A 20,895-nucleotide genomic window follows, 5' to 3' on the forward strand; every position below is an offset into this window, starting at 1 on the left:
TTCCCATGTGAGAGTAGGACACTGCCAGGTTTTTGAATTAAAGAGAGCCTCCGTAGCGATACGGAGGTTTTTTTATTTTAGAAAGAACGCTACAAGAGGTTAGCGTTTTTTTGCATCAACTATATCAACTATCAACGCTAGACGTTATATTACTCAACTTTAGACCTACAGTGATTTGGTAGGGTTATTCCTCGTCGTCTCTCCCTCTTCTTCCTATACAATCAACCTAAAAAAAGCAAGCGAAAACCCACGAAAAAGCTGGAGAAACGTTCAAACGTCCTAAAGTGATAATGGAGCTATACCGATTTTTTATCATCATTGACAGGTAGAAGAGCGAGAAGCTGAGGACAGAAGAGCGGAAAGTAATGTTGTTTGAGATGGATTAGTCTATTCCTATATCCTTAAGCATGGTTATTAATTCGGATAGATGCTTAGATTTGAATAATTTACTCTAAAAAAAGAATTTTTTGTTTAGAAAAATAACAGTGAAATTAAGAAGATGGGTAAAAAAGAATAGGCAAAAAATAGACAGACAAGAAAAAACACTAGCTGAATGGTTAGCATTTTTTTATGTTTATTTTTTGAGTATAGTAGATAAAATAGTTGCTATAAACTTACTTAAATTCTTTTGTTATAAGGTTTTAAGTGAAAATTTGCCAAAAAACGATAAAGAATTTATTCTAAATGCACTTCTAGTTTAACTAAAAAGAATCCTGATTTAGTTTCACTTTGACATGATTATACGGTTGGTAAAACGACTACTAAATTAGTAGGTGAGCTTCTAATAGATTGTGGAAAAAATTTAAAACTTTTGCATGGTTTCTAATTAGAAGTTGGTATCTAGCAAGTAAAGTAATTGAGATTAATCAGTTAAAGTTAGCTAGTTTAGTTAATGATTGGATAATCTATAAGAAATATATTATTGGGAAAATATGTACCGAGTAATATAAAATGATTATTTTTTATAAAATATAAAACTTATATTCTCTAAAAGAAGGAAAGTATAGTGAATTTAACTAATTAAATGTTCTTTAATAAGGAGAGTAAAAAAAGTATATTCTAGATTAGATAATGCTATAGGTTTCTATTATGCTTTAAATTATGCCGATTTAGATATAGTAGAAAGAGATGAATTTTCTGTATTAGATTGATAATCTAAATATGGAAATTATTTCTAAATTAAGAACAGATAATCTAGTAGCAGTTTATAATGACGATAAATTATTTGAAAAAGATTTTATGAATTTTGATAACATAGGTGTAAGAGATGCGGTCAACTACGTTGGAGGAGATTATAGTTTAGTCGATTTAATTAAAGAAGTTGTTACTGATAGACCACGTGGTTGTTTTATCATTTTAGAGTATAACGATGAACTAGTATTACTTTGTTATAATAAAGCAGCCTATATGATTAATGCTATAGATATTTTTCATTTGAACTAGGAGAATAAAAAATGAGTATTGATTTTCAATATAGTCACTTAATGGAAGCTTTAATTGTAGAAGGGGCAATAGGGGAAGCCTATTTAGCAATCGATGAAGTAAATAATAACCTGGTAACTTTAAACGATTTAGATTTTGATATTATAAACAATTTAGAAACTAATGACTTAACGGCAATTTATAATGATGATCGAATATATAAAGACGGGTACAAAAAATTAACTGAAGTAAAATTTAATGATGACGCAGTTAATTATTTTAAAAATGATACTTCTTTATCTTCTATAATACAAGAAATAGTACTCGATAGACCTAAAGGGTGTTTTATTATATTAGAATATACTAGAGGTCTAACTGCATTAGTTTATAATAAAAATTGTTATTTCTTTGATGCTATTAAAATACATAAATAAAAAGAACGGATTTCCTGTTCTTTTTATTTTCTACATTTTTCTTCTTTAATAGTTTTAATAAAACCTTCATCGTAAGATTTCTTTGTCTTAACAAATCTAATAATTAACTTAGATTCTAAAATTATGTTTACTATAGATGATAGGAAAATTTTTATTATAGTCTAATGAAAAACGATGAGGTAGTGTTTATAAAAAATATTTTAAATGAAAAAGTTGATGGGAATTATAAAAAATGATAATTATCAACTTTTTTATCCTATCTATTTAAAAAGAGTTGCTCAATAATTTTAATATCACAACTCTTTTGTGTAACTATGCTAAATTAAATTATTTCTTTGTTACTTTTAATGCAGAAAAACTCTGAGCAACAGGCATTATTTCAATAGAATTGATATTAACGTGTGCTGGTTGTTGATAAATCCATAAAATGGTATTCGCTATATCTTCTGGTTGAATATAATCAATACCTTCATAGAGTTTAGCCGCACGTTCATCATCACCTTTGAAACGAACATTAGAAAACTCTGTTCCGCCACATAAGCCAGGTTCAATATTGGAAACGCGGATTGCTGTACCAGATAGATCGGCGCGTAAGTTTAAGCTAAATTGTTTAACAAAGGCTTTCGTTGCACCATAAATATTTCCACCTGGATAAGGGTAAGTGCCTGCGATAGAGCCAAGATTAATAATCGTACCTTTATTACGCTCAACCATTTGTGGCAACACTTGATGAGTCAAATAAGCTAAACCTAGTACATTAGTATCGATCATTGTTTTCCAATCAGTGAAGTTAGCTTGATGAGCAGGCTCTAGCCCTAATGCTAGCCCAGCATTATTTACTAAAAGATCGATATTTTTCCATTCTGCTGGTAATGATGATAACCCAGTGTCGATAGAGTTTTGATCTGAAATATCCATGATAAGTGGATAAAATTTATCACCCAATTCTTGTTGTAATTGTTGTAGTTTTTCTAAACGACGCGCTGCACCAATCACAGAATAACCTGCGTTCACAAACGCTCGACAAGTTGCTGCACCAAAGCCAGCTGATGCACCTGTAACTAAAATACTCATTATTTTCCTCCTGTAGATCATTTATTTAGTTTATTTAGATAGTTATTTCCGAGTAATTGCATTTGTTTTAAAATCCAGTTTTGTCGGGATTGAATATAAACTGATGGTTGATTTACTCGGTACAGTATCGGGTTGGGTAAAACTGCAGCAAGTAATGCAGCTTGATAGCGAGTTAATTTTACTGCACTTTTTTTAAAATAGTACTGACTTGCAGCTTCTACACCAAAAATTCCAGGACCAAATTCGGCAATATTTAAATAGACTTCAAGAATACGTTGTTTAGACCATAAAAGTTCTAAACTTAATGTAATAGGAATTTCTAGTCCTTTACGAATCCAACTGCGATCAGACCATAAGAATAAGTTTTTGGCAGTTTGTTGAGAAATAGTCGATGCTCCGCGAGTTCGCTTTGAGGATTGATTATGTTTCAACGCTTTTTCGATAGCATCAAGATCAAATCCCCAATGCTCAGGAAAACGTTGATCTTCTGCAGCAATCACGGCTAATTGCATTGCGGGAGCAATATTTTCTAGACTAACCCATTTATGTTGTGTGTGATAATGCTCATTAAAAAAGTTTTCCGCCGTTTTTTGCAGCATATAGCTTGAATAGGGAATAGGAAAAAAACGGAAAATAATGACACAACCAAAAAAGGCTACAATTAGCGAAATAATCATTTTCGCTAAACGTAATCGACAGCGTGGTGAAATTAGCGATTTAATCTTCAACATTCAGCTGTGTTTTAACCCATTGTAAAAATTCAGGTTCAATGCTTTTAATTAAATTGGAACCTCGAGTAATTGTGGCAACGCTCGTATTGAGATTTTGTTGAATTTCTCGTTGTGAGAGTTTTTTATCAAGCAGCTGTTTGACAATTTGTAATCGTAAGCCAAGAGAATCGCGCTCATCAGGTGTGAGTAACATCATTAATATTTCTTGTTCTTTGCCTGCTGCAAACCCATTTCTTAAAAAATCTAAGACTTGCTGCCATTGTTCTAAATCTCGACTAATATACATAGTTTGCTCCTTTCATCTACTATTAAACTAGTATAATCGATCGGTTTCTGCTTTGCTGAATTTTTTTGCGATCTGTTTATTCAAAAGTTGATAGTAATAGTCGTAACTGACAACATTTTGTACATAGTTTCGTGTTTCGTAAAATGGAATAGAAGCGATAAATTCTGCCATTGATAATTTGCCATTATTTTCTGTTAACCAACGATCGACATTTTTTGCACCAGCGTTATAAGCCGCAGCAATTAATAATCGATTATCACCATATTTTTCTGCTAATTGTGCTAAATGAGCCGTACCTAACAAAATATTTGTTAATGGATCGGTGAGTTTATTCGCTTGTTGAGTATTATATTGTGCCTGTTGAGCAGTGCTTTTTGCCGTACTTGGTAAGAGCTGCATTAAACCAATCGCATTGGCGGAAGATCGTACATTTGGACGCCAAGCACTCTCTTGTCGTGCTATTGCCATCGCAAATGAGGGAGATATGCCTTTATTGGTTACATTGATTGTGAACCATTGTTGATAAGCTAATGGCAAACGTAAACGAATATAATCCCATGCTTTTGCTTTGATTGTTGCTGCGACAGCGAGATCGAACCATTGTTGCTGTAAGGCATATTCACTTAGTAGTAATGCTTGCTGTGTAGAAATGTTTTTTAATAAAAAAGCCCATTCGGAATAAGCATCATCAAGATAGCGAAAATGGCGTAATTCTGTAATACGAGCGATAGCTTGTGCAATATTAGGGGATTGCCATAATGGATCGAAAGTAATCGGTTGCGGTAAGTCTTGCATTGTTGGTTGGTAGTCAATGCCTAAGGTTTCAGCGGCTAATAAAGCATAGAAACCACGTTGTTGGCTTAATTGTTGTAATGCTGTTTGTGCTTCTGTTTTTTTACCTTGTTGTTGCCATTGCCAAGCTTGCCAATAACGCCATTCATCTTTATTGGCGGTATTCGTTGAAAGTAAAGCTAACCATTCTGATAAAGGTTGTTGTTGACGAATAGCAACTCTTAAACGGCGTTCAGTTAGCGCATCATTTTTTAATTGACGAATTTGTTGATCTCGCCAAGTTAACCACTGTGGTTGCGTATTATCAAAGAAGCGTTGCAGTATCACTCGTTTAAGGAGCGCTAATTCATCATTCGAGAATTGCCATTTCTGTTGCCACTGTGTTAATTGCAGCTGTAATTTAATAAAGTCTAAATTTTGTTCAGGAATTGTTTTAAAATAACGCGGTAAATTGGTTAATAGAATTTGTTTATTTTGCTTCGTAATTGACCAATTTTCGCTAACTTTATCAATATGTTGTGGTTGATTTAATAAAGTTAGCCATTCTTGTAACTGTTGTTTTATTGCTTTATTTTGAGTTAGTCCTTGCAAATAATTAAGTAAACTGCGATTTTGTGCTGCCATCGCTAGTTCAGCACGTTGTTGAATTAAGTCCTCTGTTAAATTTCCTGCTTGTTGCCAAGCTTGAAATAAAGGAACACACTGTTTTGCTAAATTATCACCAGAGAGCCAAAGCTTTTTTGTTGCTTGCCAAATTTGATTTAGTTCAGCGGTATTGTTAGCAGAGAGTTGCTGTTTTGCAACTAATTGAATACATTGTTGGGCGCTATTTTGTGCCGTGATTGTCGTTTTGCTCTTTGCCAATAATGCCCAATCCTTCTGTTGAAAGCTTTTTTGATAAAACTGGTCAATTAAGGCATTGTTGAGCGGAAAGTCAGTATTTTTAGCGAGGAATTGTTGTAATTGTTCGGGGGTAATAATCGTTTGTTTGATTAATGTGCGATACCAAGCATACGGATATAACGGATAATCTTGTAAGCTAGGTAATAATTGAACAGCAAGGGCAACACTATTATCATTCACCTCACCACTAAGAAATTGCATGAATTCTTGATATTGTTGGCGTTGTAAAGCGTATTTATCGGTAAATAGATTTGCTGGAATAGTGGGGTGTGGTTGGGTATTTGTCGCATAAACCTGCCCACCAACAATCAAACTTAAAAAGAAGACTAATTTTTGCCAAGCGTTCATTTCATTCCCTTTGTTAATACTGATGTTTTATACAGTCTAGCACGCTTGATTGTTGGTGAAAAAGGTTAGAATAACATTTTTAAGCGACTTTTTTGGCTAACATCGTTACAAATTTCATTTTGATTCGATTGCCATGAATATCCGTTTTATGTAGCTCGCCCATTTCTTCTTGATATTTAATTAACTCCCAATCTTGATAGTATTGGCGTAATTCTCCTTCTTTAAAGGTAAAGGAAAATGGCATTGGACAAGGTACATCAACAGTATCCATTGCGGCAACAATTAAGTTATACCCTCCGATATTAGTATGTTGTTGCATATTATTAATAATGTTTGGCACGGCTTGAGCATTGAGAAACATAAAGACTACAGTAGAAACAATAAAGTCATAATGTTCTTGAATATTAGCGCTATTAATATCGTATATTGCAGTTTTTACGGGTAATTGTTCTTTTTCAGCCATCTCATTTAAAAATTGAATGCTATTTTGATTATGATCCCATGAAGTAACATCATAACCTAACATACTGAGATATAAGCTATTTCTTCCTTGCCCACACCCTAAATCAAGCACTTTGCAAGGCGTTAATAATTCGCTGGCTGCTTTAACTTCAGAATGGGTTGCCGTGAGATTGTATTTTTTACTGAAATAATCTGATTGGCGACATAGGAATGAAAGTTGACATTCTAAATCATCTGAACAGGCTTCTACTCGGTGCCAAACTTGCGGTTCAACTAAGGGAATTTCACTTTCTGGCGTAAATAAGTGTTCAGAAAGTACGTCTCCTTCTTCATTTAAATAATAGAATTTTAATTTTCCTTTTAATACTTTAAGTTGTCCCCAAGTGCCAACCTTAGTATTGTGCTTTTCTTGAAACATTGCAGGTAAGGTTTTTGTATTCCAAACAGGCATCGTTTTATAAGCAATGAGTTTTTCTTGCATAATTTTTCCCCTAAAAATGATAGTTAAGTATTCATTATATAGCGCTTTATCAGTGCTTTATGTAACCCCTTTTTATTAATTTTCGCAAACGTTTGCTTATCTTGGCAGACAAGCATATAATCGCACACCATTTTTATTAAAATAACTGTGATTAGGGAACATATGAATAATAAATTACTTTTTACTGTTGAGGATAAGCCGCCGTTTAGCCTAGGTTTACTGTTAGCGGCACAACATCTATTAGCCGCATTGGGTGGTATTATTGCGGTACCATTAGTTATCGGTAATGTATTGCATTTGCCAACATCAGATACGATTGTGTTGGTCAATGCTGCATTATTGATTTCTGGTGTAGTAACTATTGTACAGTGTCTTGGTGTTGGTCCGATTGGTATCCGTTTGCCAAGTGTAATGGGAACAAGTTTTACCTTTGTTGCTGCAGCATTAGCGATTGGCTTTAGCCAAGATGGCGTAGCTGGCATTTTAGGGGCATCACTGGTTGGCTCCTTAGTGATGATTATTGGTAGTTTCTTTATGCCATCTATTCGGAAATTATTCCCACCAGTAGTAACAGGAACAGTGGTAACGATGATTGGTTTAAGTCTCATTCCTGTTGCAGTAGATTGGTTTGCAGGCGGGCAGCGTGGCGAACCGCAGTATGCGACACCAGAAAACTTGACGATGGCGTTATTTGTTTTAGCGTTGGTGGTGATTTTAGTGCAATGGGGAAAAGGCATTTTTTCTGCAGCAGCGATTGTTATTGGAATGTTAGCGGGATATTGCGTAGCGTTAGCTTTAGGCTGGGTTAGCTTTGAGGGGGTAAAACAAGCTCAAGTTTTTGCGTTGCCACAACCACTACACTTTGGTTTAGCATTCCCTATTTCAGGGATTATTGGTATGAGTATTGCTTATTTAGTTACCATTGTTGAATCAAGTGGAAATTTTTTAGCATTAGGTAATGCAACAAAAACAGAAATTACAGGCGATCATTTACGCCGTGGCGTGTTATGTGATGGTGTTGGTTCTGCATTAGCGGCAATTATGTCAACAACGCCTTTTTCCTCTTTCTCACAAAATATTGGCGTGATCTCATTAACAGGCGTCGCGAGTCGTTATGTGGTTGCCTTGACGGGAGGATTATTAGTTCTCGCAGGATTATTCCCTGTATTTGGTGCATTGATTGTTTCGATTCCATTACCTGTATTAGGTGGAGCGGGATTAATGATGTTTGCCATGATTATTGCAGCTGGTATACAGATGTTAGATAAAGTAGAACGTACTAAACGTAATGGCTTAATTATCGCTATTTCTATTGGCTGTGGGTTAGCAGTTACTACTCGTCCAGAAATTTTAGATAAATTACCGAGCTTTTTTAAAGAAATCTTCGGTTCAGGTATTACCGTAGGTTCATTGTTGGCATTAATCTTAAATTTAGTGCTACCGCAAGAGAATGTAGATAAATAATATAAATAAAGCACATTTCCTATACAAATTGAAATGTGCTTTTTATTTTTAAGGTAACTCAGGTGAAAGTGAAGCATTGATTGCTGCTGGTGAGAAAATCCATAATAATTTTACTGAGGTATTTTTGTTTGGATCTTCTTGGCAAGGTGCAAGGCGGAAATCGCTATAACTATTTCCCGCACTTAAACACATTTCACTGCGTAAGGATTTTATTTGTACCCCACCTTTAACCGTAGGGATAATTTTCCATAAAGATCCACTATCAAAGGAGTCGCAATTAGCCGTAATAATTCTATTTTGAATTGTGTATAAACAACGTTCTAAATTAGGGACTTTAAATTGCGTTAATCCAGAGGAAGTATGAAACAAGGTAGATTTTGGCAATACTTCACGAATAATCCAAGTTAAGTTACGTTCATCTGGAAATTGTCCATTTGTTAATGGGGAACCTGTAGCAAGGCTTCTTAACGTAATAAGAGGATCTACTTGGATTGTATCATCAATTAAATCACTTTTAGATATATCTTCTTCTTCAGCAAAACTTGATTGACTTGCTAATATCAATATTAAACCAGTGAATATATATTTAATATTTTTCCATATGATAAATTTATTCATTTTACATATCCTTTATGTTAACGAGGAACAAAAAAGCCTACTGGACGGTGATCAGAAAGTAATTGGCTACGAATTTGTCCAAATAAAATAGAGGCAATTAAAGCAGTACCACTAAATGAAAGTGAATTACCTACAATTCCATAATCTAGGGTACCACCACTTTGTTGCGTTGGGGTTGTTGGTGCGATGATGTTTACATGGCGCGCAACACCTGGTTCAGAGGATTCTAATGAACTTTGTAAGTTTGCAGGGGTACGGTTGAAATCTCCAACGATCAGCCAATTTACACCTCTTTGCTCAGGACGATTATTAAAATAATCAAAAACAGCTCTTACGATTGCAGTTGAATCTACACCTCGATTCGCTAAAGCATGAACAGAGAAAAAGGCATCATTGCCAATTCTAATGCCAATAATCGGTCGAGAAACAACCGTTGGTGGTGGAATGATGATTACTTCATCGGCACGTTGGCGACTGACTATGGCTAAATTAACGCGATTGGCACCAACATCTACACGAGAATAATAAATAAACACATTATCTGGGCGAGATGTAGTACCTAAATTCCAAGTGTACTCATGAATTGGAATGCCGATTGTAGCAGGTTGAACCGTACGTTCGGTAATCATCGCCGTACTAGGTAATACACCCGCTTCTTGAACTGCTAATATATCTGCTGCACCAGGACCTGTAATTAATTGTCTCACACTTACATTCCATTTGTTTTCATTGGCAGCAGATGAGCCTTGTAAATTCCAAGTGGCGACTTTATAGTCTTCTAAGTTTGCCCAAGCAGTTGTAGCCATAAATATTGAGTAGCACAGTAAAATTTTTTTCCACATAGTTATACTCCTTGTGCTGGAATCGGTAGAGAATCCTCTACTGGAGGGGTAATAAACCATTGTTGGTCAATCGTATTTTGTTTTACTTTTACACAGTTTGCAAAAGTCAATGACATATATGTTGTTGAACGAAATGCGGGTGTTCTTAAGCAGAGTTGATTTGCTGCATTTTTAATTGCTACGGCACCATTAGTGAGTGATAGAAAATCAAACTGTTGTTCAAGGCTGTTTCGATTACAAGTTGTGTGGATAATGCCATTTTTATAAGCTGCAATACAGGTACCAATTTCTGCATTACGAAAAGAAACGGAACCATTGGCATTTTTTAAAATATACCAATGCCGTAAGTTTCCAAAACTCTGGCTATCAAATGGAGAGTATCCCCATAACCAGTTATTTGGCGCGACTGCCCAGATAGTAATTAATCCAGAAGAATAATTCATAATTCCAATTTTAGGTTCGTTAATGGCTCGACCTAATGCCACTGCATTAGACGCTGGTGATTTTCCTACTATTTTACCAATTTCACCTTTTGGTGGGGTTGGCGTATTGCCTAAATTATTAGAATGACCACAAGCGACTAAAGTGAAAAGAGAAAGGAGAAATAATATTGTTTTATAAATATTTTTTTGCATAAAAAACACTCTTTTTGTAACCTATAGTTACAAATAAAAATATAATTTATATTTATTTTTGTCAAATTTTATTTCATAAAAAATGAATATTTTTATTGTTCTTTATTATTTTTATAAAGAGTATTTTTAGATAAGGGGAGAAAATATCTTTATGATAAAAGAAAGTGTTATATTAATTCTGTTTTTGACTAATTCACTACGTTAAAGCATAACTAATTGTATAATAAAGAAAAACGGCATAAATAGACAATTTCTATTTATGCCGTTGAAGCGTTTGAAAGTGAGTAATTTAGCGTCTAAACATTCCGCCTAGACCACCTAAGCCACCCATTAATCCTTGCATACCGCGCATCATTTTTGCCATTCCACCTTTACGCATTTTTTTCATCATACGTTGCATTTCTTCAAATTGTTTCAACATACGATTAAGATCTTGCACTTGTGTACCAGAACCCGCTGCAATACGGCGTTTGCGGGAACCTTTAATAATTGCTGGATTTTGGCGTTCTTTGAACGTCATAGAATTGATCATAGCTTCCATACGGTGGAACATTTTATCATCGACTTGATTCTTTACATGATCAGGTAAATTTTGCACACCTGGTAATTTATCTAGCATGGACATCATGCCGCCCATTTTTTTCATTTCTAACAGCTGCTCATGGAAATCTTCTAAGGTAAAATCATCACCTTTCTTAAATTTCTGTGCCATGCGTTCCGCTTTTTCTTGGTCAACATTGCGTTGTAGATCTTCAATTAATGAGAGGACATCACCCATACCAAGAATACGAGAGGCAATACGATCTGGGTAGAATGGTTCTAGAGCATCTGTTTTTTCTCCCATTCCTAAAAATTTGATCGGTTTACCAGTAATTTGGCGAATAGATAGCGCAGCCCCACCACGAGCATCACCATCAACTTTGGTTAAGATCACCCCTGTAAGTGGTAAGGCTTCATTAAAGGCTTTTGCCGTATTTGCGGCATCTTGCCCTGTCATCGCATCAACAGTGAATAGTGTTTCGATTGGGTTTAATACTTGATGAATTTGTTTGATTTCATTCATCATTTCTTCGTCAACGTGTAAGCGACCAGCTGTATCAACAATTAATACATCAAAGAATTTTAATTTTGCTTCCGCTAAAGCGGCTTTCGCAATTTCAATCGGGCTTTGTGAAACATCTGATGGAAAGAATGTTGCATTCACGGTTTGCGCCAAAGTTTCTAGTTGTTTAATTGCTGCAGGACGATAAATGTCAGCAGAAACAACCATCACTTTTTTCTTATGGCGTTGTTGTAAGAATTTCGCGAGTTTTCCTACACTAGTAGTTTTACCTGCCCCTTGTAAACCAGCCATCAAAATGATTGCTGGGGGCTGAATCGCGAGGTTTAGCGTTTCATTTGCCTCTCCCATAGCCTTTTCTAATTCGGTTTGAACAATTTTGATAAATTCTTGTCCAGGGGTGAGGCTTTTGTTGACTTCTACACCTAATGCACGTTCTTTTACTTGATTAATAAATTCACGCACAACAGGTAAAGCAACATCAGCTTCTAGTAAAGCCATACGCACTTCGCGCAGGGTTTCTTTAATATTATCTTCGGTTAAACGACCTTTCCCGCTAATATTTCGTAATGTACGGGACAGGCGATCGGATAAATTTTCAAACATAGGGATTCCTGAATATTGATGATGATATAGTGTAATGAATTGATTAAATACCATCGCAAAAGATAAACAAAAAACAGAGGGCATTATACCGAAAAATTGTTTCTTTTCATCATTCCAGCATAATCCTATGGAAAATTTAATTAAAAACTGCTAACTTTCTTTTGCTGATAAGTTTATGAAGAGAGCAAAATAATGTTGTGGATTGGAGTATTAGCGATTGTTGCTTATTTAAGTAGTATTTTATTGATTACCCCAGTATTAATGAAAGTGCAGCAAGGTGGAACAACAACCATTACTCAGTCGGGCAAGCAATGGCTTTTTCATAGTGCGCTTTTGGCAATTATTTTACATATCGCCAGTTTAGCAAATGCTTTTTTTGTGGCAGGTGGGCAAAACTTTACCTTATTTAATGTTGCTTCTTTGATTTCTGTGTTAGTGAGTATTTTTGTTACTCTTGCAATTTTGCGGACTAATACCCTCTGGTTTGTTTTACCAATCGTGTATTGTTTTGCCGTGATTAACTTGGTAGGAACAACTTTTTTTCCAGGCAATTTTATTAAACATTTGAGCGAAAATGGTGGTTTATTATTCCATATTACATTGGCATTATTCAGTTATGCCGTCTTTTTAATTTGTACGCTCTATGCTATACAGTTAGGTTGGTTAGATCGTAATTTAAAACAGAAAAAAATGACTTTTTCTCCAATGATTCCGCCTCTAATGAAAGTAGAAAAGCAGCTTTTTCAATTACTTAGCTTAGGTGAAATGTTATTAAGTATCACGTTAATTAGTGGCAGTATTTATCTACCAAACTTTTTCTCTGCGGATCAAATTCAAAAAGCGATTTTTTCTTTTATTGCTTGGATTGTCTTTGGTATTTTGCTTTTTGGACATTACAAGCTGTATTGGCGTGGAAAAAGAGTGATAATTTACACAATTTCAGGTATGATTTTGCTCACTTTTGCCTATTTCGGTAGCCGTTTAGTTATCGTGTAGTGCAGGATTGGTGGTACAACAGCATAAATTAGGAACATTGTTGTATCTGATGATGAATTTTGTATAGGATTTTATTTTGGACAGTATCCCCATAAGTACACTCTTTCTGTTATTAGTGTTGTTACTTATTCTTTCTGCTTATTTCTCCAGTTCTGAAACAGGACTACTTTCACTCAACCGTTATCGTGTACGTTATTTAGCTGAAAAAGGCAATCGAGGTGCACAGAAAGCGGAAAAATTATTGAAAAAAACGGACATTCTGCTCAGCTTTATTCTTATCTTCAATAACTTAGTTAATATTATGGCATCGGCGATTGCAACGATGATTGGGTTGCGCCTAGGTGGTGATGCAGGTGTTGCAATAGCGACAGGAGCATTAACATTTGTGATGCTAGTGTTTTCTGAAATTTTCCCGAAAACTGCAGCAGCGGTTTATCCTGAAAAAGTGAGTTTTTTTAGTAGTCATATTCTTACTGTTTTAATTAAAATTTTTATTCCGTTAGTCTATTTTGTGAATTTCTTTACTAATGGATTGATGCGATCAGTTGGGTTAAAACCAGATATTAAATCACATTCGATCAGTGCTGAAGAGTTGCGCTCTATTGTGAATGAATCAGGTAAATTTATTCCACAAGATCACCAACAAATGCTGTTGTCGATTTTAGATATGGAAAAAGTTACTGTTGAAGATATTATGGTACCTCGTAATGAAATCGGTGGAATTGATATTGATGACGATTGGAAATCCATTATGCGCCAATTAAATCACGCCGCACATAGCCGAGTGGTATTATATAAAGAGAATATGGACGAAAACGCATTAGGGATTTTACGGGTGCGAGAGGCTTACCGCTTAATGTTAAATACAAATGAGTTTACTAAAGAAACATTAATGCGTGCTGCCGATGAAATCTACTTTATTCCTGAGGGGACAACATTAAACGCCCAATTACTGAATTTCCGCAATAATAAAGAACGGATTGGCTTAGTGGTAGATGAATATGGTGATATTAAAGGTTTGGTAACACTTGAAGATATTTTAGAAGAGATTGTTGGAGAATTTACAACCTCCAATATTCCATCAATTGAAGATGAAGTACAACAACAATCAGATGGCACTGTATTAATTGATGGTTCAGCAAATATCCGCGATTTAAACAAACTGTTTAACTGGAAATTAGATACTGATGAAGCGAGAACATTTAATGGTTTTATTCTGGAGCATTTAGAAGATATTCCAGAGGAAGGATCAGAATGGAAAATCGGTAATCTCAAAATTAAAATTCTTGAAGTTAGCGATAATATGATTAAACAAGCCAAAGTGAAGCGTTTGAGTTAATTTAGGAAGCCGCCATGTTGGAGATGATAATCTGACATGGCGTATTTTTATGCTTTAGGCGCATTGCATTTGCAATGATTATTTTATCAAATTGCCTTTCCAGCTAATAAGTTCTTTACTACTTCAACAACGCCTTGTGTGGCTTTTTGAGCGACAACGGTAACAGGACGTTGAATAAAGCCTGTATTGGGACGCGGATCAATCAGATAAATTTGGGTTGTTGGTTTGACCTGGTGTACTAAGCTATTAGCTGGATAAACCTGTAATGAAGTACCAATGACCATTACAATATCTGCCGTTTTGACTAATGCAATCGCCGTATCGAGCATTGGTACATTTTCACCGAAGAACACAATATGTGGACGCATTGGGTGCCCATTTGGATCACGATCAGTTAATTGTTGATCTTGATAACAAGGTATAATGTAATCAGGGTCAAAGCTGCTTCGGGCTTTATTTAATTCACCATGTAGATGTAATACTTCATGGCTACCAGCACGTTCGTGCAAATCATCAACATTTTGTGTGATAATTTTCACTTGATATGCTTTTTCAAGTTCTACTAAAGCAAGATGAGCTGCGTTAGGTTGGGCTTCTGCTGCATTACGTCTTCGCATATTATAAAAATCCAGCACTTTTTGTGGATTGCGTTGTAGTGCTTCAGGCGTACAAACCTCTTCAATTTTATGTCCCGCCCAAAGTCCATCTTCAGCACGGAAAGTAGGTAAACCACTCTCGGCACTAATCCCTGCTCCGCTAAGCACAACACAAATTGGTTTTTTCATATTATTGCTTTACTCTTGGTAAAGAATGAATTTTTCAATGACTTCTGCGACACCTGAATTCAGGTTATCGGCAGTAATATAATTAGCAATGGCTTTCACTTCATCAGTAGCATTGCCCATAGCAACACCCAAACCAGCGTATTCAATCATATGTAAATCATTACCAGCATCGCCAATACAGATAATTTCTTCAGGGCGCAGATTTAAATGTTGGGCTAATTTATCAATACCACTTCCTTTATTGGCTGCTGGTGGTAAAAATTCAAGGAAAAATGGTGTGCTACGTACAACGGTATATTGTTCTGTAATGTGTGTTGGGAGTTTTGCTAGTGCAGCATCTAATTTTTCAGGTTGATCAACCCACATTGTTTTAATCACTGGCTCATCATCTGCTAAGATGGAGAAATTAATGATGTTCAAATTAATACGATTAATATCGGCATCATGCTGGCTATATTGATTAGCATGTGGGGCAATCAATCCGCGAGTTTCTGAGAAAGCATGACTAAAAACGCCAAATTGTTCTGCATAGTCCACCAACATTTTACAATCTTTCCCTGTCATTTTTTGACGAGTAATGATAGTACCATCGCTACGTTGTACTAATGCACCATTAAAGCATAGGACATAATCATCTTCACCAAGGAGATCAAGTTGTTGCAGATAGGATTGTAATCCTTCTAATGGGCGACCAGAAGCTAAAACAATTTTTACACCTGCTTGTTTAGCAGCGTGGATTGCCTGTTGATTACGGATACTGATATTTTTTTGCTTATCAAGCAGCGTACCGTCCATATCCGTTGCTAATAATTTATATTTCAACATAAGGTTTTCCTTGATAATGAATCATTTATTTTAATTGATGAATTTTATTTATTCTGAAATGCCTTGGGCATAAAATCAATAGCCAATGAAAGATGTTGAACAAGATGATCAGGGTTTCTTGTTGTATCAGATTGAGCTACAAAAATAGTAAGCATTAAGTTGAATGAAAAATGGCATAGTTAATTAGCTATGCCATTGATTTTAATTGAAAAAGAATTATATAGTATGACAATTATTTATCTTTTTCTGCACAGTTTTTAATATCAGAACATTTACCATAGAGATAAAGACTATGGCTCGCAAGTTTAATCCCGTGTTGTTCGCTGATCTCTTTTTGACGGTTTTCAATCACATCATCATTAAATTCAAAAACTTTGCCACAATCTAAACAAATAATGTGATCATGATGTTCTAGAGGAGCAAGTTCAAAAATGGACTTATTGCCTTCAAAATTATGGCGTGTCAAGATATCTGCTTCATGAAATTGATTTAATACACGATAAACAGTGGCTAAGCCAATTTCTTCTCCCTCTTCGAGTAACCATTTATACACATCTTCTGCAGAAAAATGTTGCACGGCAGTACGCTGCATTAATGAAAGGATTTTTAAACGAGGCTCAGTAATTTTTAAGCCAACTTTTTTTAATAGTTTTACATTTTCATCGATAATGTTTGTCATACTAACCTCTAGTTAAATCAACATCATAATGATGTATGCTAATGCAAAAAATGATAAATAGATAACAGAAATTTTCTATTAAGAAGATAGAAATAATCCATCGCAAAGTATGGATTATTTTGTTTTTAAATGCAAATGATAATTAGAAAGTAAGCTATGCGAGTTGATCTAAACACATCTCAGTATAGATTTGCTTACACCATTTTTCTACACGTTCATTGGTTAATTCTGGTTGACGATCTTCGTCAATACATAAACCAACAAAGGTATTATCATCGATAAGTGCTTTTGATGATTCAAACTGATAACCTTCTGTTGCCCAGTAACCAACGATAGTTGCACCACGAGGTTCAATAATATCGCGTACTGTTCCCATTGCATCACAGAAGTAATCGGCATAATCTTCTTGATCCCCACAGCCAAAAATGGCAACTAATTTATTAGTAAAATCAATTTCTTCTAGCGTTGGGAAAAAGTCGTCCCAGTCGCATTGTGCTTCGCCATAGTACCAAGTCGGAATACCGATCATTAAGAAATCATAGGCTTCGATATCTTCTTTTGTGCTTTTTGCAATATCGTGAATATCGACTAATTCACTACCTAATTGCTTTTGGATCATTTTGGCAATGTTTTCTGTATTGCCTGTGTCGCTACCATAAAATAAGCCAATAAGTGCCATGTTAATTCCTATTTTTCTCTAAATATGTTTGTAGGATTTGCTCTATAAGTTGCTGTCGACTTACATTAGCCTCTTCTGCTAAGTCTTCAAGTTGTTCAACCATACTACTATGCAATTTTAACTCAACCCGACGAAGCCCCACCGCTTTATCACGGCGTAATTGATTGCATTTGTTTATTCGGATTTGTTGTTCTCTGCTTAGCGGATTGGTACGAGGTCTTCCGACTTTAGCAACGTGGGCAAATAAGTCGAGAGTTATACAATCTGCTTCTTGTTTTGCCATTACGATACTCACTGAAAGTCATCTTTCAGACTACTTGAGATTGATCAGCTGTTTTTGTGGCGTGCAATATATCATAGTTTCAAATAAACTGAAAATATCACAATTCAGCTATTTTGCTGTAAATGGCGCTGAATTGCACGAATCACGTAATGGGGTTTATCGGCGTGTACCCAATGGGCAGCGCCATTAATTGTGAAAGAGTGTGCATTGGGGAAACGCTGTAAAATTGCATTGGTGTGTTCAGGCAAAATATAGTGTGAGTTGCCACCACGAATAAACAACGTTGGCAAAGTGCATACACCTGAACAATCCCAATCCATTAATTGTTGATAATGTTGATATAGTGCTCGTGTATTAAAGCGAAAACGTTGTTCTTGTTTGGCGTCAAATGATTTTAAGACAAATTGTAAAATAGCTTCATTAGTAACGAATTGTTCCATAATGCTTTTTGCTTGTTGGCGAGTAGTTGGTTGTGCTTGTGCCACAGCAAATAAGGCTTGAAAGACGATGTTATGTTCATTATGGGTATAGGTAACAGGCGCAATATCTAAAATAATTAAACTCTTTACATATTGAGGGTAATTTAACGCAAATTGCATTGCTGTTTTTCCTCCCATTGAGTGTCCAATTAAGATCACATTTTTGAGTTGTAAGTGTTGCAAAAGATTGAAAAGATCTTCTGCCATAACAGCATAATTCATTTGATCGGCATGGAAACTGTGTCCATGATTGCGTAAATCGACTCGTAATAGAGAATATTCAGTTTGGAATGCTTTCGCAATGATGCCGAGATTATTCATATCGCCGAATAATCCGTGGATAAAAACTAAAGTATCTGCTTGTGCATTATCAGCGGGGAGATAATCAAAATTGAGTAATGACTGTGTCATGATAAAAATGTCTTTTTAGAAGAAATAGTAAAAAAAGATAAAATATTTTAGGGGAAGGATCAAGTTTTAAGCAGTTACAAAAATTTGGCATAGAAAATCAGCATAAATTGGATTTTGTTTTCGGCTTTGCAGAGATATAGCGTATAATGGTGAAATATTAGCAGAATGTGGAGGAAATTTATGAAGACTATTAATATTGATGATGAGCTTTACCAATATATTGCCAGTAATACTCAATCCATCGGTGAAGATGCTTCAACAATTTTGCGGAGATTATTAAATTTTCCTCAAATAAATGTGTCAAATGACACGACTTTTACCCATTCTAAAGCGACGGAAAGTGAAAAAAGTGTTTCTGTTGATAGTCATCAAGAAGCGAAGCCGCAAATTGAAGCATCAATAGCGCTACAGCCGAAGAAACCGAATGAAGACACCATTGCCCATATTAGTCGCCAGTTACAGAAATTGATTAGTTCTGCAGAGTTTATCGAAGAAGATAAACAGGTTAATCGCTTTTTATCAATTCTGAGCGTGTTATATCGTGCTAGTCCAGAGGGGTTTTCTAGTGCAACAGAAGTGAGCCAAGGGCGTTCCAGAGTTTATTTTTCATTAGAGGTGGCAGAAATAGAGGCGTCTGGCAGCAGTGTAAATCCAAAACAAATTCCTAAATCGCCATTTTGGGTTGCTACCAACAATAATACAGGACGAAAATGGAATATGCTGGAATCTGTGATGCGAGCGATGTATGTGCCTGATAGTTTAATTGAATTGGTGGCACAGCAATTTACATCATCACATTCAACTGAGGAAAATCATTAATGTTGTGGCAGCAGTATGCACAAACGAAGCCAGCAAATATCGCATTAATCACAACAGTAAAGCAAAATAAAAGCGGGGAAGAAACCCGCTTTTCTATTGAAGAAAAGTGTTGGTCGTGGCAACAAATAAATCAGATTATTCAACAACAAGCTATCTCGTGGCAGCAACAGGGCGTCAAGCGAGGAGATGGTGTTGCATTGATAGGGCGTTATCAGCCATTGTTGGTCATTGCATATTTGGTTGCCTTACAACTTGGTTGCCGCGTTCTGGTATTAAATCCAATGTTCCCAGAAGAAAAAAAACGGGAAATTTGCGAACAAAATGAAATGAATTATCTGCTTGATTGTCAGCAAACGCAGATAGATCTGGAGCAACCATTAAATATGCAACGTTTAACAGTTGTGGAAGCGTTTGCTGAACAGTCTTGGATCAAACATTGTCCATTAACATTAACACTAACTTCTGGTTCAACAGGATTACCGAAAGCTGTTGTGCATACAATAGAACAGCATCTTGCTAGTGCCAAAGGAATCTCACCTCTATTAGAGGTTGAAGCAAGTAGCGAATGGTTACTCTCATTACCATTATTTCATGTTTCTGGGCAAGGCATTGTTTGGCGTTGGTTGCTTAGTGGTTCAGCGCTTCGCTGTGTTGGGGAATCCATATATCAAGATTTATTACAGGTAACTCATGCTTCTTTAGTCCCTACGCAATTACAGCAATTTTTAGCCTTATTAGCTGAACAACCAGAAGCAAAATGTCGCTTAACGCATATTTTATTAGGGGGAGCGCATATTCCAACGGAATTACCGCTAATAGCAATGCAACAAGGGATTAAATGCTATTCAGGTTATGGCATGACGGAAATGGCATCAACGGTATTTGCCAAACAAAGCGATCATACTGATGGTGTAGGGTATTTATTAGCAGAACGAGAGTTCAAATTAGAACATGATGAGGTTTGGGTAAAAGGGACGACATTAGCGCTAGGTTATTGGCAAAAGCCGCACTCGATCCGTTCTTTATTAAATGCACAAGGGTGGTTTGCGACACGCGATAAAGCGTTTCAAGATCTTTCAACTGGAGAACTATTTATTGTTGGGCGATTGGATAATATGTTTATCTCGGGTGGTGAAAATATTCAGCCAGAAGAGATTGAGGCAGTAATTTTAACCTCATCTAAAGTCAGACAAGCTTTTGTTTTACCAATAGATGATTCTAAGTTTGGACAGCGCCCAGTTGCTGTAATTGAGTTTATTGAAGATTTTTCGCATGAACAGGTACAACAGATAGAACAGAAGATACAACAAAGTTTAGAAAAATTTAAATGGCCTATTGCTTATTATCCATTAGCGGCATTACAACCAGTAGAATCAGGAATTAAGTTATCTCGGCATCAGTTAAAAGAACAATTAGCAACATTTTTACAGAATGAGGCATAA

The 20,895-nt window shown here is 35.6% G+C and carries 22 protein-coding genes; 7 read left to right on the forward strand and 15 right to left on the reverse strand.

The window, feature by feature from the left end:
* Positions 1-1,161 precede the first annotated feature (1,161 nt).
* The gene (locus tag ACFFHK_RS05615; RefSeq protein WP_382370409.1) at positions 1,162-1,443 is read left to right on the forward strand and encodes a hypothetical protein; all 282 of its coding nucleotides are present in this window, start codon (positions 1,162-1,164) and stop codon (positions 1,441-1,443) included.
* A gap of 11 nt (positions 1,444-1,454) precedes the next feature.
* Positions 1,455-1,856, forward strand: coding sequence for a hypothetical protein (locus tag ACFFHK_RS05620; protein ID WP_382370411.1), 402 nt, complete (start codon positions 1,455-1,457; stop codon positions 1,854-1,856).
* 327 nt (positions 1,857-2,183) lie between these two features.
* Here ACFFHK_RS05620 and ACFFHK_RS05625 read toward each other — a convergent pair whose 3' ends face one another.
* The 5 genes from ACFFHK_RS05625 to tehB all read right to left on the reverse strand — a co-directional run bounded on the left by ACFFHK_RS05625 (position 2,184) and on the right by tehB (position 6,933).
* The gene (locus ACFFHK_RS05625; RefSeq protein WP_382370413.1) at positions 2,184-2,930 is read right to left on the reverse strand and encodes an SDR family oxidoreductase; all 747 of its coding nucleotides are present in this window, start codon (positions 2,928-2,930) and stop codon (positions 2,184-2,186) included.
* A gap of 17 nt (positions 2,931-2,947) precedes the next feature.
* Complete coding sequence (mtgA, locus tag ACFFHK_RS05630; protein ID WP_382370415.1) at positions 2,948-3,661, reverse strand: monofunctional biosynthetic peptidoglycan transglycosylase; 714 nt, start codon at positions 3,659-3,661, stop codon at positions 2,948-2,950.
* Positions 3,648-3,947: a trp operon repressor gene (gene trpR, locus ACFFHK_RS05635; protein WP_382370417.1), complete on the reverse strand. Its 300-nt coding sequence runs from the start codon at positions 3,945-3,947 to the stop codon at positions 3,648-3,650. The genes mtgA and trpR overlap by 14 nt, the downstream gene beginning before the upstream one ends.
* Positions 3,948-3,974: 27 nt before the next feature.
* Positions 3,975-5,990, reverse strand: a complete 2,016-nt coding sequence (locus tag ACFFHK_RS05640) for a transglycosylase SLT domain-containing protein (protein WP_382370419.1) — start codon at positions 5,988-5,990, stop codon at positions 3,975-3,977.
* A 79-nt stretch (positions 5,991-6,069) separates the two neighbouring features.
* Positions 6,070-6,933, reverse strand: coding sequence for an SAM-dependent methyltransferase TehB (tehB, locus tag ACFFHK_RS05645; RefSeq protein ID WP_382370421.1), 864 nt, complete (start codon positions 6,931-6,933; stop codon positions 6,070-6,072).
* 162 nt (positions 6,934-7,095) lie between these two features.
* Between tehB and ACFFHK_RS05650 the strand changes: the two genes are divergently transcribed.
* A complete protein-coding gene (locus ACFFHK_RS05650; protein ID WP_382370423.1) occupies positions 7,096-8,397 on the forward strand; it encodes a nucleobase:cation symporter-2 family protein in 1,302 nt (433 codons plus the stop codon).
* A 48-nt stretch (positions 8,398-8,445) separates the two neighbouring features.
* On the opposite strand, the gene ACFFHK_RS05655 is transcribed toward ACFFHK_RS05650, so the two are convergent.
* From ACFFHK_RS05655 to ffh, 4 genes are all read right to left on the reverse strand, one after another.
* Positions 8,446-9,015 carry a hypothetical protein gene (locus ACFFHK_RS05655; RefSeq protein ID WP_382370425.1) on the reverse strand — a complete coding sequence of 190 codons (570 nt, stop codon included), beginning with the start codon at positions 9,013-9,015 and terminating at the stop codon, positions 8,446-8,448.
* A 17-nt stretch (positions 9,016-9,032) separates the two neighbouring features.
* Entirely contained in the window at positions 9,033-9,857 is an 825-nt protein-coding gene (locus ACFFHK_RS05660; protein WP_382370427.1) for a cytolethal distending toxin subunit B family protein, read from the reverse strand.
* A gap of 2 nt (positions 9,858-9,859) precedes the next feature.
* Positions 9,860-10,492 carry a hypothetical protein gene (locus ACFFHK_RS05665; protein WP_382370429.1) on the reverse strand — a complete coding sequence of 211 codons (633 nt, stop codon included), beginning with the start codon at positions 10,490-10,492 and terminating at the stop codon, positions 9,860-9,862.
* A 289-nt stretch (positions 10,493-10,781) separates the two neighbouring features.
* Positions 10,782-12,158, reverse strand: coding sequence for a signal recognition particle protein (gene ffh / locus ACFFHK_RS05670; protein ID WP_382370430.1), 1,377 nt, complete (start codon positions 12,156-12,158; stop codon positions 10,782-10,784).
* A gap of 195 nt (positions 12,159-12,353) precedes the next feature.
* Here ffh and ACFFHK_RS05675 point away from each other — a divergent pair, with 195 nt between their 5' ends.
* Both ACFFHK_RS05675 and ACFFHK_RS05680 read left to right on the forward strand, forming a co-directional pair.
* Positions 12,354-13,154, forward strand: coding sequence for a cytochrome C assembly family protein (locus ACFFHK_RS05675; protein WP_382370603.1), 801 nt, complete (start codon positions 12,354-12,356; stop codon positions 13,152-13,154).
* Positions 13,155-13,230: 76 nt separating this feature from the next.
* Positions 13,231-14,493: an HlyC/CorC family transporter gene (locus ACFFHK_RS05680; protein WP_382370432.1), complete on the forward strand. Its 1,263-nt coding sequence runs from the start codon at positions 13,231-13,233 to the stop codon at positions 14,491-14,493.
* An 86-nt stretch (positions 14,494-14,579) separates the two neighbouring features.
* On the opposite strand, the gene ACFFHK_RS05685 is transcribed toward ACFFHK_RS05680, so the two are convergent.
* From ACFFHK_RS05685 to ACFFHK_RS05710, 6 genes are all read right to left on the reverse strand, one after another.
* On the reverse strand, positions 14,580-15,278 hold the full coding sequence (locus tag ACFFHK_RS05685) for an SIR2 family NAD-dependent protein deacylase (protein ID WP_382370434.1): 699 nt from the start codon (positions 15,276-15,278) through the stop codon (positions 14,580-14,582).
* 9 nt (positions 15,279-15,287) lie between these two features.
* Positions 15,288-16,103 (reverse strand): Cof-type HAD-IIB family hydrolase, encoded by an 816-nt coding sequence (locus ACFFHK_RS05690; RefSeq protein WP_382370436.1) that lies wholly within the window; start codon positions 16,101-16,103, stop codon positions 15,288-15,290.
* 232 nt (positions 16,104-16,335) lie between these two features.
* Entirely contained in the window at positions 16,336-16,773 is a 438-nt protein-coding gene (gene fur, locus ACFFHK_RS05695; RefSeq protein ID WP_382370605.1) for a ferric iron uptake transcriptional regulator, read from the reverse strand.
* Between the two features lie 163 nt (positions 16,774-16,936).
* Complete coding sequence (fldA, locus tag ACFFHK_RS05700; RefSeq protein ID WP_382370438.1) at positions 16,937-17,461, reverse strand: flavodoxin FldA; 525 nt, start codon at positions 17,459-17,461, stop codon at positions 16,937-16,939.
* 1 nt (position 17,462) lies between these two features.
* Positions 17,463-17,744, reverse strand: coding sequence for a LexA regulated protein (gene ybfE, locus ACFFHK_RS05705; RefSeq protein ID WP_382370440.1), 282 nt, complete (start codon positions 17,742-17,744; stop codon positions 17,463-17,465).
* Between the two features lie 104 nt (positions 17,745-17,848).
* Positions 17,849-18,634 carry an alpha/beta fold hydrolase gene (locus ACFFHK_RS05710; protein ID WP_382370442.1) on the reverse strand — a complete coding sequence of 262 codons (786 nt, stop codon included), beginning with the start codon at positions 18,632-18,634 and terminating at the stop codon, positions 17,849-17,851.
* Positions 18,635-18,814: 180 nt separating this feature from the next.
* Here ACFFHK_RS05710 and seqA point away from each other — a divergent pair, with 180 nt between their 5' ends.
* A complete protein-coding gene (gene seqA, locus ACFFHK_RS05715) occupies positions 18,815-19,453 on the forward strand; it encodes a replication initiation negative regulator SeqA (RefSeq protein ID WP_382370444.1) in 639 nt (212 codons plus the stop codon).
* On the forward strand, positions 19,453-20,895 hold the full coding sequence (gene menE, locus ACFFHK_RS05720; protein ID WP_382370446.1) for an o-succinylbenzoate--CoA ligase: 1,443 nt from the start codon (positions 19,453-19,455) through the stop codon (positions 20,893-20,895). The genes seqA and menE overlap by 1 nt, the downstream gene beginning before the upstream one ends.

Source organism: Gallibacterium trehalosifermentans, assembly GCF_042433055.1.
In the GTDB taxonomy this organism is placed as follows: Bacteria; Pseudomonadota; Gammaproteobacteria; order Enterobacterales; family Pasteurellaceae; genus Gallibacterium; species Gallibacterium trehalosifermentans.